This is a genomic window from Mesorhizobium hawassense, from assembly GCF_003289945.1.
Taxonomy (GTDB): Bacteria; Pseudomonadota; Alphaproteobacteria; order Rhizobiales; family Rhizobiaceae; genus Mesorhizobium; species Mesorhizobium hawassense.
The window spans coordinates 21,544-37,111 of sequence record NZ_QMBP01000033.1 but is presented as its reverse complement, the minus strand read 5'-3'; the positions used below and the strand labels follow the sequence as shown (position 1 = coordinate 37,111).

Sequence of the window (15,568 nt, the reverse complement as noted above, 5' to 3'; positions counted from 1 at the left end):
CAGTTTGCCTTTGACCTGCTCGTGGACGTTGCTCGCGATGCAGACGCCGCCAGGTTCTGCAAGCTTTTCGAGCCGCGCGGCGATGTTCACGCCATCACCGTAGATCGTATCGTCCTGTGCAATCACGTCGCCCAAATTCACGCCCATGCGGAAAGTCATGCGCTTGTCTTCGGCCAAGCTTGCATTGTGAGCGGCCAATCCCTCCTGGGCTTCGACCGCACACTGCACCGCGTGGACTGCGCTGGCGAATTCGACAAGAAGGCTGTCGCCAGCGGAACCGACGATGCGTCCGTGCGACTCTGTGATCTTGGGCTCGATCACTTCCGCGCGAAGCCTCTTCAGATGCGCAAGCGTGCCAACCTCGTCGGCTCCCATGAGGCGGCTGTAGCCGACGACGTCGGCAGCAAGGATAGCGGTGAGGCGTCGCTCCATGCTTGTGTCCCGGCTCTCCCGTAGGTCGAAGCTCCGGGCGACGAGCGTATTCCAGTCCTACCTCGAATGCGAGCATGCAGTGCCGGCGCCAGCAGCGATCAACGCACCACGTCCTTTGGCCATTCCTCACACGGCATCGTTTATGGTCCGATCGCGGCTGCTGCCGAAGGGCTACTTTGGTCCAGCCGAACCTCCGCTTTTTGAACATCCACAACCTGAACCTGCCAGTCCGCTGTCGGTCCGAGCGTGTCGTCGCGCCCCTGCCAAATTGTCTTCCAGCACACAGCGCGTTTGCGCGCAAATGTTGAATGTACAGCACCTCTATGGGAGATAGGGACAGAGCAAATACATTTTTTGGATAAGTTGTGACCAAGACAGATCTCGCAGTTCTGAAATACTGGCGGTCATCGGTCGCAGACAGTGCGATCGGAGACGCCTGCCTGACGAGCAAGATGCTCGAGGAATTTCACGGCCTCTCGAGTGAAGAGGCCGAGACTGGTTTTCTCGGACGAGAGGCCGTCGATTTCCTGTTCGACAAGGTGCCGGAACGCGTGCGGCGCATCGCAGTTAGCTATCGCCCATTACATGTCCGCCGGCAGAGCCGGCATGCAAGATTGCGCGGAGATGGCCTACCGCTCGAAATCACGCCGATCGTGACCGAAGCACAGGTCACACGCGAAGGCCGGATCATTCCCAACTACTGCGTGATTGCACGGGATATACTCGATCCGCTCGCGCGTGGCGCCTTCTCGGTCGGCCGCGTTGCGGATCTCGACAGCTTTCTGACGGCACAAGGCTTCGCGGGGAAAGAAGAAGATCCGGATCTATGGCAGCATTTTCAGCATCATTGGCAGCAGATGATGGCCGAAGTCGGCGGCAACTGGCCAGCTTCGGATCCAGAATACCTGATCGTCGGCCATGGGCTCATCCGACCTGCAAGCGAGGCGGCAGCGACTGTAAAGCAGATCCTGGACCTTAGCGATACCTTGATCGAAGAGCTGCCGGACTGCCCGCTTCTGGCAAATTTTGCACGCAGGGTTCCTAGTGACATCGAACCCGCGCGCCAGCCTCCTTTTCCACTGGGGGGCCGTCTTGGTCATTCCAACGACGAGTTCCCGGTCGCCGACCATCAGCGCGAAGTGCTTGCTCATCTGGCTGGGGCGCGGGATGGCGACATTCTGGCCATAAACGGACCGCCGGGCACCGGAAAAACAACGATGCTCTTGTCGGCTATCGCTGACGGGTGGGTCCGCGCAGCGCTCGCCCAAGCCGATCCACCATTGATCGTTGCGGCATCCACCAACAATCAGGCGGTCACGAATATCATCGACGCCTTCGGCAAGGATTTCGCGCGAGGGGAGGGTGCGTTTGCAGGCCGTTGGCTGCCGGACATCAAGAGCTTCGGGCTCTTTCTCGCTGCCGCCAGCAGGGAGGCGGAAGCCTCGGTCAAATATCAGACCGAACACTTTTTCCAAAAGCTCGAAACGCCAGAATATCTGGATCGTGCCTGTATTGCCTACCTTGATGCGGCTCGGAACGCCTTTCCCCATTTGAAGCGGACCGATGTGGCGTCGGTCGTCTCCACCCTGCATCAGCGTCTGCAAGAGGAAAGCAGTATTCTGATTCGGGCCGATGAGGCTTACGCGAAATGCCGTGCGGCGGAAAATGCTGTCCAGCGGATACTCGGGGATAATCCGGATTCCGCCCTCTTAAGACTTCGGGAAGCGAAGGAGCATCGTGCAGCCGAAAAGGCTGCAGCCGAAGATCTGCTACACAAATGGGAAGGCTGGCTGGCGGCTGAGCCGATGCTGCTTTCTCTGTTCGGTTTCCTGCCGCCGGTCGCAAAAAAACGGGTTCTAAGGGCGCGCGTATTTTTGCGTGCAGCAGGCGCGCCCGACGAACTTAAAACGGTCGAGCGGATCGACGGCATCGATTGTCTTTTGAAGGCGTCCGCGAGCGATACCGCCGCTCGATCGAAAAAGGCCGCGGACGCTTGGGGTCAAGCAGAGCACGCCGTGGCACAACAAAGGCTGCAGGAAGAGGCCTGGCGCAAGCTGGCGTCAACTCTCCTGCCCAATTCACATCTTGGCGCCGATCTCCTGGCGTTCGACCGCGCGGCCGATCGTTCGGTGCGGTTTCGTCTCTTCCTACTCGCTACACACTATTGGGAAGGGCGCTGGCTACTGGCCATGAAAAAAGCACTACCTGCACTCCAGCAGGTTCAGAAAACTGGTCGTGGCGGCAACGACCGCAGCATAGCCGAACCGATGTGGTCCCGGCGGATGATGCTGACACCGTGTGCCGTTTCCACCTTCGCAACGCTGCCGCGCAAGATGACCTGTCGTGACAATGTCTCGGGCAGCTATCGCACGGAATATTTGTTCAACCATATCGATCTTCTGATCGTGGACGAGGCAGGCCAGGTGCTGCCCGAAATCGCGGGACCGTCCTTCGCGCTGGCGAAGCGGGCTCTGGTGATTGGAGACATTCAGCAGATCGAGCCAATCTCCACACTGACTGCCGCCGTCGATGCCGGAAATCTGATCGAGGTAGGGCTTCTGCCGCCTAGTGGAGGCCGAGAGGCCTTGGAAGCGCTTGATAGGGTCGGTCTGACATCGCGCAAAGGAAGCACGATGCGCCTAGCGCAGTCAGCCTGCCGCTTCTATCCCTATCCGGAGCTGGAACGGGGCCTGTATCTTTTTGAGCACCGGCGCTGCTTTGACGAAATCATCAGTTTCTGCAACGAGCTCTGCTACAAGGGGACCTTGCAGCCAATGCGAGGCCAGGCGAAGGAAAGCTCGCCGCAGCCGATGAGCTATATCCATATCGACGGCATGGCGATATCGGCAGGCGGCAGCCGGTTCAATCCGCTGGAGGCACAGACGATTGCAGCCTGGCTTATCGCCAATGCCGAAAAGCTGAAAGCACGCTACGGCAAGCGCCTGGAAGACATCGTCGGGATCGTCACACCCTTTGGCCGCCAAGTCCGCGAAATCCGTAACGCCTGCGCTGCTCTGGGCATCGACGTCGGTCGGCAGGGCATGACCGTTGGCACAGTGCACGCTTTGCAAGGCGCCGAGCGCGATGTGGTCATCTTTTCGCCGGTCTACTCCAAACATTCCAACGGCGGTTTCATCGACCTCTCACCCAGCATGCTCAACGTGGCGGTCTCGCGCGCAAAAGACGCCCTTCTCGTCTTTGGAGACATGGATACGCTGGGTTCCGCGCCCCCGGGCAGCCCGAGATCGGTCCTGGCGCACTTTCTCTCCAGACATAGCGCAAGCGAGATGGTGTTCGATGTGCCATCGCGAACGGATCTTTCCAAAGGGATACCAGCGGTCGAATCCTTGCGTGATGCGGTCGAGCATGACGCCTTTCTGCTGAATGGATTTGCGAACGCTCAGCGCAGGCTTTGTGTCGTCTCCCCCTGGATCAACATCGCAACCATGAAGCAGGTCGGATTCGCCGAGGCCATCGTCGCAGCCCGCGCAAGAGACGTCGAAGTGGAAATCTACGCTGACCCCTCTCTGACCCGTGACCGCAACAAAACCGAACAGGACATATTCGCGAGCACAAAAGAGATTTTGACCGGGTTTGGTGCCACGCTCCACGCCGTCCAAAGGCTTCATAGCAAGCTGGTATGGGTGGACGACGCTGTGCTCGCAGTCGGCTCATTCAATTGGTTCAGCGCCCATCGAACTGGCGAATTTGCGCGCCATGAGACTTCGATTGTCTATCGTGGCAAGCATCTAGGCCCAGAAATCCAAACTCTCGAAGACAGCCTGAAAGCCCGCATCCTAACTTTGTGAACTTGCTGAGCCGGTCAGCCACCATTTCGTGGAGTTTTGGAACGGCAGCTTATCCAAAATGCTGACGAAACCGGCTGGCCCGTTTCAGGCACCAAAGACGACATGGCGGGTTTGCGCCTCATCCCGGTCATTCGATCGGCCATCGCCATCCGGCAAAGGCCGACATCGGTCGTCCAACCGTTCCGGCTGCTCGCACTACGAGTCAACATTCGTGTTCGGCCAGGCGTCCGGCCACCAAGCAACCCCGGAGTTCACCGTCTGGTGATGATGCACATTGCAGCGACAGCAAGCACTTTGCGCTTGCCTCGAAGGCATTCTATTTTGGAGAGTGGTAGCGGTTCGTGGGCGCAGAATGTCGGTACTGCCTTTCCTAAGAATTTACGCGCCGCTCAACGCGGTGCTGGCTGCGCCCGGGCTTCTGGCGGTGGCTGGGCTCACGATACCGGACATGTCCGGACGAAGCAGGTTGGCTCTGGCTGCGGTACTCGCTGTCATTTGGGGCGCCTATCTCCTGCAAATGGCCGCGACGCTGCTCAAGTGCCGGCCGGGAGACGTTAGGAACACGACGCCCAAAATCGCCATCGATGTGCTCGCCGTCTTGGTTCCACTTGCCGCATTTCTGCTCGTCGGCACGCCCGACCGGAGCCTCTACTGTGCCGTCTGGCTGCTGAAGCCGCTGCGCGACTCGACGTTCTTTCCGGTGCTGGGAAGGGTGCTGGCCAACGAAGCGCGCAACCTGATCGGCGTCACCACGCTCTTCGGCGTCGTTCTGTTCGGTGTCGCGCTCGCGGGCTATGTCATCGAGCGCGAGATCCAACCGGAAAAGTTCGGCAGCATCCCCCAGGCAATGTGGTGGGCCGTGGTCACGCTGTCCACCACCGGCTATGGCGACGAAATTCCGCAAAGCTTCGCCGGCCGCGTCCTTGCCGGGGGGGTCATGATGAGTGGCATCGGCATCTTCGCGCTGTGGGCCGGCATTCTTGCCACCGGCTTCTCTCAAGAGGTCCGTCGCGGGGATTTCGTCCGCAATTGGCAGTTGGTCGCCGCCGTGCCGTTGTTTCAGAAGCTCGGACCGGCCGTGCTGGTCGAGATCGTGCGCGCGTTGAGACCTCGCACCGTGCCGGCGGGCGCCGTGATCTGCCGCAGTGGCGAGATCGGTGACCAGATGTTCTTCGTCGTGGAGGGGCGCGTCAGCGTCGCGACACCGAATCCCGTGGAACTCGGCCCCGGCGCCTTTTTCGGCGAGATGGCGCTGATCAGCGGCGAACCGCGTATGGCGACCGTCAGCGCCGCCACGGCGGTCTCACTGCTGTCGTTGCACTCTGTGGATTTCCAGATGCTGTGCAGCAGCAGCCCGGAGATCGCGGAAATCATCCGCAAGACCGCGCTCGAGCGGCGCGGCGCCGCGCAACCGTCGGAATAAGCGTCGTTGCCAAAGGTCCGAGGCGCTGGCGAATGCATCGGCTTTCGCCGGCGGCGCTGTGCATTGCCGGTATCGGCGGAGCCGCGAATCTGTGCTAAGGCGCCGCCCGATCAATCAAAAGGACGACACTGTGAACGAACTGACCTTGGCCGAGGCGACCGAAAATATCTATGCCTCACTCCGAGCGGACAATGCCGATCTCGATGCGCATATTGCGACCCTCAAGGCGACGCTGGCACGCGAGGGGAAGAAACAGGCGGTGTTCGATCCGACAAGGTTGGTCCAGAACAACCGCGCCGGCCGCAAGTTGATGCAGGCCTATTTTCGGCAGCGCGGCGTCAGCGTGAGCTTTTCGGAGTAGAGCTGCTCCCGACATTATCTCATTAGCCGACGGCGCAGCCTGATTGGCCCGCGTGTCGGATCCAGCGGCTTGGATCGAGAACTCAATCAATTGCGGCTGTTGAGATGCCGCACCTGCCGCAGCGCCGGGAACAGATAGGCCCAGAGCCCCGCAACGGCGACGGCGCCGATGCCGCCGATCACCACGGCGGGAACCGTGCCGATCAGCGCCGCCATGGTGCCGGCGCGGAATTCGCCGACCTCGTTCGAGGCGCCGACGAAGACCTGGTTGACGGCGTTGACGCGGCCGCGCACATCGTCCGGCGTCCACAGCTGAATCAGCGTCTCGCGGATGTAGACGCTGAACATGTCGGTGGCGCCGAGCAAGGCAAGGGCCGCGATCGACAGCCAGGTGACGGTCGAGATGCCGAACAGCACGGTGAAGGCGCCGAACAGGGCGACGAAGCCCAGCATGATCTTGCCGGCATGGTCGCGGATCGGGTGGCCGGCAAGCCAGACAGCGACGCAGATGGCGCCGATGCCCGGCGCCGAGCGCAGCAGGCCGAGACCCCAGGGGCCGAGCTGCAAAATGTCGCGTGCATAGACCGGCAGCAGCGCCGAGGCGCCCGACAAAAGTACGGCGAACAGGTCGAGCGAGATCGCGCCAAGCACGATCTTCTCGCCCCAGATATAGCCGAAGCCGGCAAACAGCGTCTGCATCGTCGGCTTGTCGGTGGCCGTCTGCTGCGCGGGCTTCGGAATGGTGAAGACGAGCAAAGCGGCGGCGAGCATCAGCACAGCGGCGGTGGCGTAAGCCACTTCGGCCGAGACGCCGTAGAGCAGGCCGCCGGCAACGGGGCCGACGATGGTCGCCGTCTGCCAGGCCGACGAGTTCCAGGCGATCGCGTTGGCGAAATCCTGCTGCGGCACCAGATTGGCGAACAGCGAGGACGAGGCCGGCCCATAGAAGGCACGGGCGATGCCGAACATGACGAGCACGGCGAAGATCGGCAGCGGACCGTGCAGACCGCGCAGAGTCAAAAACAGGAGAACGAGCGCGCAGCCGGCCTCGATCAGCGTCGACAGGGTCATGATCAGGCGGCGGCCGAAGCGGTCGGCGACGACACCGGTGACCAGCACCAGAAGCAGCGAGGGCAAGAACTGGACGATGCCGACAATGCCGAGGTCGAACGGATCGCGGGTCAGGTCATAGACCTGCCAGCCGACGGCGACCGACACGATCATGGTGGCGAAGGTCGTGAGGAAGCGCGCCGTCCAGTAGCTGAGGAACGGGCGGTGCCGGAACGCGGCGTAACGCTGGTCGGGTGAAGTTGCTTCGGCTGTCATGGTTCGAGGGCCCCGTTTCGACGATGGCCGGCGGGGCACTTCCACGGTGGGCGCTGGTCCGGCCAGACCCCTTTAGCCCAGTTCGTTTCGCCATGCGCGCAAAAATCCGCGCTGGATCAAAAAAAATCGAAATTTCCCTGCCCTGGCTGCAGCAATCCCAGGAAAAGTGCGAGCGATTAGGCTCGGCGACTTCGCCGTAGCCCTCCGTCCGGAATTGCGTCAAAACAAGGAGATGGGTCAGCCTCTCAGAGCGGCCGAGACAGCCGCCAGCCCGCCGCGCAGTTCCGCTTCCGTCGGCCAGCCGAAGCCGAGGCGGAAGAAGCGTTTGGGCATCTCGAACCAGTGGCCGGGACCGACATAGGTGCCGTGTTCCGCCAGCAGCCGGGCGTAGAAACTGTCGAGGTCGAAGCCGGCATCGACGTCGAGCCGTGGGAAGCCGACGACGCCGCCTTGCGGCCGCACCCAGTCGACCAGCGGCTCGCCGTCGATCCAGGCCTGGACGATGTCCCGCCGCCTGGTCATTTCCGGCAGCAGCGACGCCAGGAAGGCGTCGCGGCGTTCCAGCGTGGCGCGGGCGATCGCCTCGTCGATGACGCTGCCGCAAATGCCGATCTGCTCCTTGGCGGCGAGGAAGGTCTCCTGCAGTCGCGGATCCCTGGTCACCAGCCAGCCGATGCGGATGCCCGGAATGCCGAAGGCCTTGGACAAGGAGCAGACGCTGATGGCGCTGGGGCTGAGCGAGGCCGCCGCCGGCAGGCGCCCGCCAAAGGAGAGGTCGCGATAGGTCTCGTCGACCAGCAGGCGGCAGTTGCGGCTTTCGGCAAGCGCGACCAGCGCGTCGAGATCGGCGCGGGTCATCATCGTGCCGGTCGGATTGTGCGGGCAGGTGACGCTGATCAGCCTGGTGTTCGGCCGCAGCTCGGCCGTGAGGCGTTCGATGTCGACGGCAAAGCCGTGGTCGAAATCAAGATCGACATAGGAGATGGCGCAGCCTATCGCCTTCGGCGTCTCGATGTTGGTGGCGTAGTTCGGCCGCACGACCACGAGATGGTCGCCGGCCGACAGCAGCGACGTGGCGATGATGAACAGGGCGCCTGCCGCGCCCGCGGTCACCAGCACATCGTCGGGAGAAATGCCCTTGTCCTGCCCGGCGATCAGCGCGCGCAATTCCTTGTCGCCGCGATGCTCGCCGTAGAACAGCGTCAAATCGGGCAGTGTTAAACCGATGTCGGAGAGTTTCTGGTCGGCGATCGAGCTTTCGGAGAGGTTGTAGCGGATGCGGTCGTAGCCGTATTCCTCCGGCGCTTCCTTCTCGATCAGCATCCTGGCGTAGTTCATGCTTGCTCCCTCGGGACGTTAGCCCAAGTCCCATCTCAGCAGCAGAGGCCCGTTGTCAACGATCTGGGCTTCAAACGACAAACTCGGGATAGAACTTTCGGAAGGCTCTCACCCAGGCGGCGGCTTTGCCGTAGCCGGCGACCATACTGTTCTGATCTCGAACCAGCAGGAATTCGAGGTCTCTTTTGAAACAGACATGATCTACGCCGCCCTTGACGGCCTGAGTCAAGGAAAGCGCGACGGAGCTTTCGAGTTCAAAAATGGCGTCCGGGCGGGAAATTCGGCCGTGCAACTCGGTTATGACGTAGAGAGGTCCGCCGATCTGATCTTTCATCGTCGCGTAGAAAAGAAGGAAGAAGGCATGTCCTTCCGTCCTGTAGGCTTCCATGTCGACCCCTTCCAGGGGACGGGACCTTACCGGCTTGAGATCAAATGCTTTTCCGTATTTCGCCAAGAGACTGGCGTATAGTCGGCCAAGCGCCGGCTCGCGCACGATCTCATAGTGCGAGCTGTATCTATCAAGCCCCTCAGCGAAATAGTCGTCGGTCTCGTTTATGAAGTGCATGGCCCGTCAGAGCATTCGTCATTGGATTACTTTCCAAGACGTGTAGCTCTGACAGGCCTTTCAGCCAAGCAGGCGTCTTCAGGCCGGCGCCTTGGCTTTCCTGCCCCTGGTGGGCTTCACCGGTTCCGCCTTGCGGCCAAGGCCGATCGATTTGGCGAGTTGCGAGCGCGACGCCGCATAGTTGGGGGCAACCATCGGGTAGTCGACCGGCAAGCCCCATTTGGTCCGGTAGGCCTCGGGGGTCAGGCCGAAATGCACGCCGATATGGCGCTTCAGCGATTTGAACTTTTTCCCGTCTTCGAGGCAGATGATGTAGTCCGGCGTCACCGAGCGCCTGGGATTGACGGCCGGGACCGGCGGCGGCGCCGCTGGTTCCGCCGGCTGGCTGATCCCGCCGATCGACGAGGCGACGCTGGCGATCAGCTCGCCCAGGCCCGAAGCGGGCAGGCGGTTCTTCGCGACATAGGCCGATACGATGTGCGCGGTGAGCTCGAGCAGGTCGACTTCCTTGGCTGTGCTGGTGTCCTCGTCCACGTAGTCCCTCCATTTGTGCCGCAAGGTCGCGAAAAACGCGGTGTGTAATGTCAAAGCGCCGCGCGCGTCTTTTGCGAATCCGGAAAAGCGAACAGCGCCGCAGGCCGGCGAATTCCTAGTCGGCAAATCTGCGCGGCGCAATGATCTGTCGCGCCGTTACACGTTCTTTTGAACAGTTATACTGAAATGTAACAATATCAGACGATCAGCGCCTTGTCGCGCCATAGACGAAATCCACCCTCGAAAGCGCGAGTGTTGTCGCCGCGCCGGGATTTTTCAGGCAATTCATCGAGCTTGTCGACATTGCCGCCGCCGATCACGATGTAGTCCGGCTGCAGGGCGGCGCGAAGCCTGTCGACGACGTCGAAAACGTATTTGCGCCACTTCTTCTTGCCGTGCTTCTCCAGACCGCGCTCGCCGACATAATCCTCGAAGCTCGCGCCCTTTTTGTAAGGCAGGTGGGCGAGTTCCATCGGCTGTCCGACATTCTTGATGATCATGGCGGCGCCCAGTCCCGTGCCGAGGCCGAGGAACAGCATGCGGCCGCCGTCGTAGCTGCCGATCGCCTGCAGCAGAGCGTCGTTGACGAGCTTCACCGGCTTGTCGAAAGCGGCGGCGAAATCATAGCCGTTCCAGCCCTTGCCGAGATTGAAGGGATCGAGCGAAGGCTTGTTGTCGCGCACGGGGCCGGGATAACCCATCGAGATCACGTCGTAATCCAGGCCCTCGGCCAGCTTCTTCACCGAAGCGACGACCTGGTCGGGCGTCAGGCTCGGCCCGGACGGGACGCGCCGCATCTCGCCGCCGGCGCTGCTGAGGATCTTCACATGCGAGCCGCCGACATCGACGGTGAGCACGATCGGATCGCTGCCCGCTGCGGCCTTCTTTGCTGCCTTCGCCATCCTGTCCTCCCGAAGCTATTTCGTCGGATTGATCCAGCCTTCGGGTGGGCCGAAGCCGTTCATGGCATCGGCCGGTCCCCAGGTCTTGGGCGCGTAGGTTGCCGGCGCCGTGGTGTCGCCGAGCACCGGCCCGACGATGCGCCAGGCGAGCTCGGCCGCGTCCTGCCGCGTGAAGAGCTGACCGTTGCCGTTCATCGCGTCGCCGATCAGCCGCTCATAGGGCGGCATGTCGCCCTTCGAGTCGTCGAGCGCGGTCAGCTCCACCTGCTCGCCGACCATGTCGTCGCCGGCTCTCTTGCGCTGTGCGCCGACCGAGATGGCCACCTGCGGATCGATGCGGAAGCGGACATAATTGGCGTCGCCCGGCTTGATCGGATCGAAGACGTCGAGCGGCGGCCGCTTCAGCCGCACGATCACCTCGGTCGCGTGCACCGGCATGTTCTTGCCGGCGCGGATGAAGAAAGGCACGTCCCGCCAGCGCCAGGTGTCGACGAAGAAGCGCACAGCGGCGAAGGTCTCGACCGGCGAGTTCGGCCGCACCCCGGGCTCGGCGAGATAGCCGTCGAACTGGCCGCGCACGACATCGTCCTTGGTCAGCGTCCGAATCGCGCGCAGCACCTGCACCTTCTCGTCAATCAGGTCGTCCGCCGAGCGGCCGACCGGCGGCTCCATGGCAAGCAGCAGCAGGATGTTGAGCAGATGATTCTCGATCACGTCGCGGATGCAGCCGACATCGTCATAGAATTTGCCGCGCCCCTCGACGCCGAAATCCTCGGCCATGGTGATCTGGACGCTCTCGACGAAGTTACGGTTCCAGATCGGTTCGAGGAAAGAGTTGGCGAAGCGGAAATAGAGCAGATTCTGGATCGCTTCCTTGCCGAGATAGTGGTCGATGCGGAAGATCGACTGCTCGTCGAACACCAGGTGCAGCACCCGGTTCAGCCAGCGCGCCGACTGCAGATCGTGGCCGAAGGGCTTTTCCACCATCAGTCGCGCGCCGCGCGCGGTGCCGGACTGCTCCAAGCCTTGCACGACGGTCTCGAACATGGTCGGGGGGACGGCCATATAGTGCAGCGGCCGCTGCGCGGAACCCAGCGCGGTCTTCAGCTTCTCGAAGGTCGCACTATCCCTGTAGTCGCCACTGACATAGCGCAGCAGCGAGGCGAGCTTGGAAAAGACCTTGTCGTCGATGCTGCCCAGCGCGGTGACGATGCCGTCGCGGGCGCGGTCCACCAGTTTGGAGAGTTCCCAGGGGTCGAAGGCGACGCCGATCACCGGCTCGGTCAGCGTCCCCTTGGCAACCATCTGGTAGAGCGCCGGGAAAATCTTCTTGTGCGCAAGGTCGCCGGTCGCTCCGAAAAGCACCAGCGTGTCGGACCTCTCCTGGCTCATGCCTCGTCTCCCCTCACGCGCCGGGCTTCTTTTCGATATGGCCGCCGAAGGCATAGCGCATGGCGGACAGGAGCTTGTCGGCGAATTGCGATTCGCCCTGCGAGGAGAAGCGGTCGAACAGCGCCGACGACAGCACCGGCGCCGGTACGCCGGTGTCGATCGCGGCCTTCAGTGTCCATCGGCCTTCCCCGGAATCGGAAACGCGGCCGCCGAACTGGGCGAGCGACGGATCATCCTTCAGCGCGCCGGCGGTGAGATCGAGCAGCCAGGAGCCGATGACGCTGCCATGCCGCCAGACCTCGGCGACGGCGGGCAGGTCGACGTCGAATTGATAGTATTGCGGGCTCTCCAGCGGGCTTGTCTCTGCGTCGGCGGTGCGCTGCCTTTTGCCGGCATTGGCCGACTTCAGGATGTTCATGCCTTCGGCATAGGCGGCCATGACGCCGTATTCTATGCCGTTATGCACCATCTTGACGAAATGACCGGCGCCGCTCGGGCCGCAATGCAGGTAGCCGAAGGCCGCGGTTCCGTCCTCCTTCGATGGATTGGCGCCCGCATCGGCGCCCGGCGCCAGCGTGGCGAAGACCGAATCGAGATGCTTCACCGCCTCGTCCGGGCCACCGATCATCAGGCAGTAGCCGCGCTCCAGGCCCCAGACGCCGCCGCTGGTGCCGACATCGACGAAGTTGATGCCTTTCACCGCCAGCTTGGCCGCCTGGTCGACGGCGTCGTGATAGTAGGAATTGCCGCCGTCGATGATGATGTCGCCCGGCTCCATCAGTGCCGCCACCTGGTCGACGATCCTGCCGGTGATCGCGGCCGGCAGCATAAGCCAGGCGCAGCGCGGCTTGGCGAGCTTGCCGACGAACTCTTCCAGCGAAGCGGCGCCCACGGCGCCGTCCTTGACCATGCGGGCGACGCTTGCCGAATTGATGTCGTAGACGACGCATTCGTGACCGTCGCGCATTAGGCGCCGCACCATGTTGGCGCCCATCCTGCCCAGTCCCATCATTCCGATCTGCATGGTGTCATCCCGATTGCTTGAGGAAAGGAGAGTTTAATGGCCCTGCCGGATCACGGTTGAGCGTCAATGCCGACGCTGAAGTCGACATTCTCCCAACGCATCGCCTCGGACCAGAAAAAAGTGAAGACGATCGTGCTGCCAGGCTGCAGGCCGGCAACCGGCAGATCGACCAGATGGACGCCCAACGCGTTCTCGGCGGTGTGGTCGTCATGCACCGTCAGCCATTTGTCGCTGCTCCAATGGACGACGCCGGGCGCCGACAGTTCGACGCGCAACGCCTTGCCGGTCGGGATGGAGCGGATCTTGTTTTTGAAGCGCCAAATTCTAAGCGGCGAAACTGTCTTGTTCTTGATGTAGCGCTCGATGCCTTGTGGCGGCATGTCGAAGACCGCGCCGTCGCGCAACGAGCGCAGCAGCTTGATGTACTCGGCATGCGCCCAGACCAGCGGCATGGCGCTACCGGACGGCGCGCCCAGACGCAATTCGCGGTCCGGCATGTCGGGGCGGTCCCAGACCTGCTCCGGCAGAAGGCCGCCAACGCCCGCCGAGCGTTCCATGGTCTCCAGCAGTTGCGCCGCCTTGTCCTGACGGCCGGCGGCCAGTTCGTAATGGGCGCGCTCGCCCGCAAGCAGCGGCCAAGGCCTGCCTCGGCCGGTGCCGTCGAACGGCGCGCCGTCATCGTGCTCGCCATAGCCGTCGCCGGTATAGCGGTACCAGAGCGGGCCTTGCGGCAGGTCGCAACGCAACAGCGCATCGATGGCTTTGACCGTGTTGACGATGCGCGAGTCATCGGCGGCTCTCAGCCCGAAACGGACCAGCGCCAGGGCGTCCGGACTGATGATCGCTTCGGCCGGCCTGTCGGTATCGGCCGGCGGCCGGTTCTTGATCGGCACGAAGCCGTCCTTGGGCGAGGCAGCGCCCGCATCGTCGGGCGGCGCGATGCGGACGTAGTAGCCTTCAATGCCCTCGCTCGAACAGAGCTCGGTGCCGGTGACATAGGTCCAGCGCTCGATCTGATCGTTCCAGCAGTCGGCGGTCTCGCGCAGATAGTTTGCCGGCTCAGTTTTATCGAAGACGTCGAGCATATCGGCGGTGGCAAGCAGCGCCGCTATTTCCACGGCCAGCGTGAACGGGCTGTAGCCGGCATCCTCTTCCCAGCGATCCTCGCCGGTGACCGGCCCGTTGCGCGCGACGTAGGAGGCCGCATTCTCGATCATGGCCAGGAAGTCGATCAGCTTCGACTTCGGCAGATGGCCGGCGCGGCGCAAGGCGTCGGCAAGCAGCAGCGGAAAGGCGCATTCGTCCATCTGGATGCCGGGCCAATAGGCGGTGCCGTCGGACCAGACATTCTGCGGCCAGTGGCCATCCGGCTGCTGGATCGAACGCAGATAGGTGAGGATCTGCAGTGCCTGCCTGCCGTCGCCGGCGGCGAGGAAGCCGCCCGCCGTCTCGACGAGGTCGCGCGGCCAGACCAGGTGATAGCCGCCGAGGTCGTCGTCGCCCTTGTTGAAGCCCCATGGGATCGACAGGCTGGCGACCGCGGCGCCGGGCCTGGCGATCGACAGATGCGTTGCCAGCACCGCGCTGCTGACGCGGTAGGTGTTCAGCCCGGAGTCGGCATTGCGGTCGAGTTTCTCGAGACCCGCCTGGAACTTCCGCCAGTTTTCGACGAAGGCCTTCGCGGCCGGCTCGAGACCCTGTTTCAGGCTTGCCAAAGCGAGGTCGGCGGCTTCTTCCGGCGAAGCGCCGAAGCCGAGCGCCAGCAAGGCGGTGGTCTTGCCGGCTGAAAAGCCGATCTCGCCGGCCAGCGCGACATTGCCGTTTTCGGCCGCCTGGCTGGAAGTGTCGAGCGCGCCATTGTCATGCAATTGCTGCCAGCCGTCGGAAAAGCCGACATACCCGGCCGAACAGCCGCCCCAGGGCAAGGAGGAGGCGAGCGCCAGCGAGACGCCGCGTCCGGTGGCAAGGAGAATGCGTTGGCCCTTGTGCTCGCCGACCCAGGCGGTGTTGCCCATGCCGGCATTGACGAGATGCGGCGCGAGAAGCGCGTAGACACGGTAGCCGGTGGCACTGCCCTTGAGCGCGGTGAAGCGCGTTTCCTGCAGCAGGACAGGGCGTTTCGGATCCGTAACGATGCGCTTTTCAATGCGATAAGCGCCGTCGGAAGCGGTGTTGGTCAGCCTGTAGCCATGAACCCCATCCTCGAAATGCTCGATGATATGAGCCGCGTCGCGCTTCTCCTCGGAAAAGTAGCCACCGGAGCCGGTGACGATCAGCCCCATGTCGCGCGTGCAGGCGCTGTCGAGGCGCGGATAATAGAGTTCGTTCAAAATGCCGTGACTGATGGTGAACCAGAGCTGGCTTTTTGCCGAAAGTGCGGTGCCGACGCCGCTTTTGGCGCTGGACGTCCAACGCGCCGGAATCCCGGGCGCGCCTTTTGCAACCGTCGGCGTTACTGCCATG

Annotated in this window: 12 protein-coding genes; 3 read left to right on the top strand and 9 right to left on the bottom strand. The window is 62.7% G+C overall.

The features are described from left to right. Window positions 1-432 (bottom strand): adenylate/guanylate cyclase domain-containing protein (locus DPM33_RS34365; protein WP_146770378.1); only part of this gene is annotated, 432 nt, incomplete at its 3' end. Between the two features lie 365 nt (window positions 433-797). Here DPM33_RS34365 and DPM33_RS34360 point away from each other — a divergent pair. The 3 genes from DPM33_RS34360 to DPM33_RS34350 all read left to right on the top strand — a co-directional run bounded on the left by DPM33_RS34360 (window position 798) and on the right by DPM33_RS34350 (window position 6,025). Next, window positions 798-4,241: an AAA domain-containing protein gene (locus DPM33_RS34360; RefSeq protein ID WP_112101858.1), complete on the top strand. Its 3,444-nt coding sequence runs from the start codon at window positions 798-800 to the stop codon at window positions 4,239-4,241. Between the two features lie 352 nt (window positions 4,242-4,593). Then, window positions 4,594-5,664: a cyclic nucleotide-gated potassium channel gene (locus DPM33_RS34355; protein ID WP_112101856.1), complete on the top strand. Its 1,071-nt coding sequence runs from the start codon at window positions 4,594-4,596 to the stop codon at window positions 5,662-5,664. A 130-nt stretch (window positions 5,665-5,794) separates the two neighbouring features. After that, window positions 5,795-6,025: a hypothetical protein gene (locus DPM33_RS34350; protein ID WP_112101864.1), complete on the top strand. Its 231-nt coding sequence runs from the start codon at window positions 5,795-5,797 to the stop codon at window positions 6,023-6,025. An 86-nt stretch (window positions 6,026-6,111) separates the two neighbouring features. On the opposite strand, the gene DPM33_RS34345 is transcribed toward DPM33_RS34350, so the two are convergent. The 8 genes from DPM33_RS34345 to DPM33_RS34310 form a co-directional block, all read right to left on the bottom strand. After that, complete coding sequence (locus tag DPM33_RS34345; RefSeq protein WP_112101854.1) at window positions 6,112-7,350, bottom strand: MFS transporter; 1,239 nt, start codon at window positions 7,348-7,350, stop codon at window positions 6,112-6,114. Between the two features lie 237 nt (window positions 7,351-7,587). Continuing rightward, window positions 7,588-8,688, bottom strand: a complete 1,101-nt coding sequence (locus tag DPM33_RS34340; RefSeq protein ID WP_112101852.1) for an aminotransferase class I/II-fold pyridoxal phosphate-dependent enzyme — start codon at window positions 8,686-8,688, stop codon at window positions 7,588-7,590. Between the two features lie 70 nt (window positions 8,689-8,758). Beyond that, window positions 8,759-9,253 carry a hypothetical protein gene (locus tag DPM33_RS34335; protein ID WP_112101850.1) on the bottom strand — a complete coding sequence of 165 codons (495 nt, stop codon included), beginning with the start codon at window positions 9,251-9,253 and terminating at the stop codon, window positions 8,759-8,761. Between the two features lie 78 nt (window positions 9,254-9,331). After that, a complete protein-coding gene (locus tag DPM33_RS34330; protein ID WP_112101848.1) occupies window positions 9,332-9,787 on the bottom strand; it encodes a Ros/MucR family transcriptional regulator in 456 nt (151 codons plus the stop codon). A gap of 197 nt (window positions 9,788-9,984) precedes the next feature. Then, complete coding sequence (locus DPM33_RS34325; RefSeq protein WP_112101846.1) at window positions 9,985-10,689, bottom strand: ROK family protein; 705 nt, start codon at window positions 10,687-10,689, stop codon at window positions 9,985-9,987. 15 nt (window positions 10,690-10,704) lie between these two features. Then, window positions 10,705-12,081, bottom strand: coding sequence for a glucose-6-phosphate dehydrogenase (zwf, locus tag DPM33_RS34320; RefSeq protein ID WP_112101844.1), 1,377 nt, complete (start codon window positions 12,079-12,081; stop codon window positions 10,705-10,707). Window positions 12,082-12,094: 13 nt separating this feature from the next. Continuing rightward, entirely contained in the window at window positions 12,095-13,105 is a 1,011-nt protein-coding gene (gnd, locus tag DPM33_RS34315) for a phosphogluconate dehydrogenase (NAD(+)-dependent, decarboxylating) (protein ID WP_112101842.1), read from the bottom strand. 50 nt (window positions 13,106-13,155) lie between these two features. Next, a complete protein-coding gene (locus DPM33_RS34310; protein WP_112101840.1) occupies window positions 13,156-15,567 on the bottom strand; it encodes a glucan 1,4-alpha-glucosidase in 2,412 nt (803 codons plus the stop codon). Window position 15,568 lies beyond the last annotated feature (1 nt).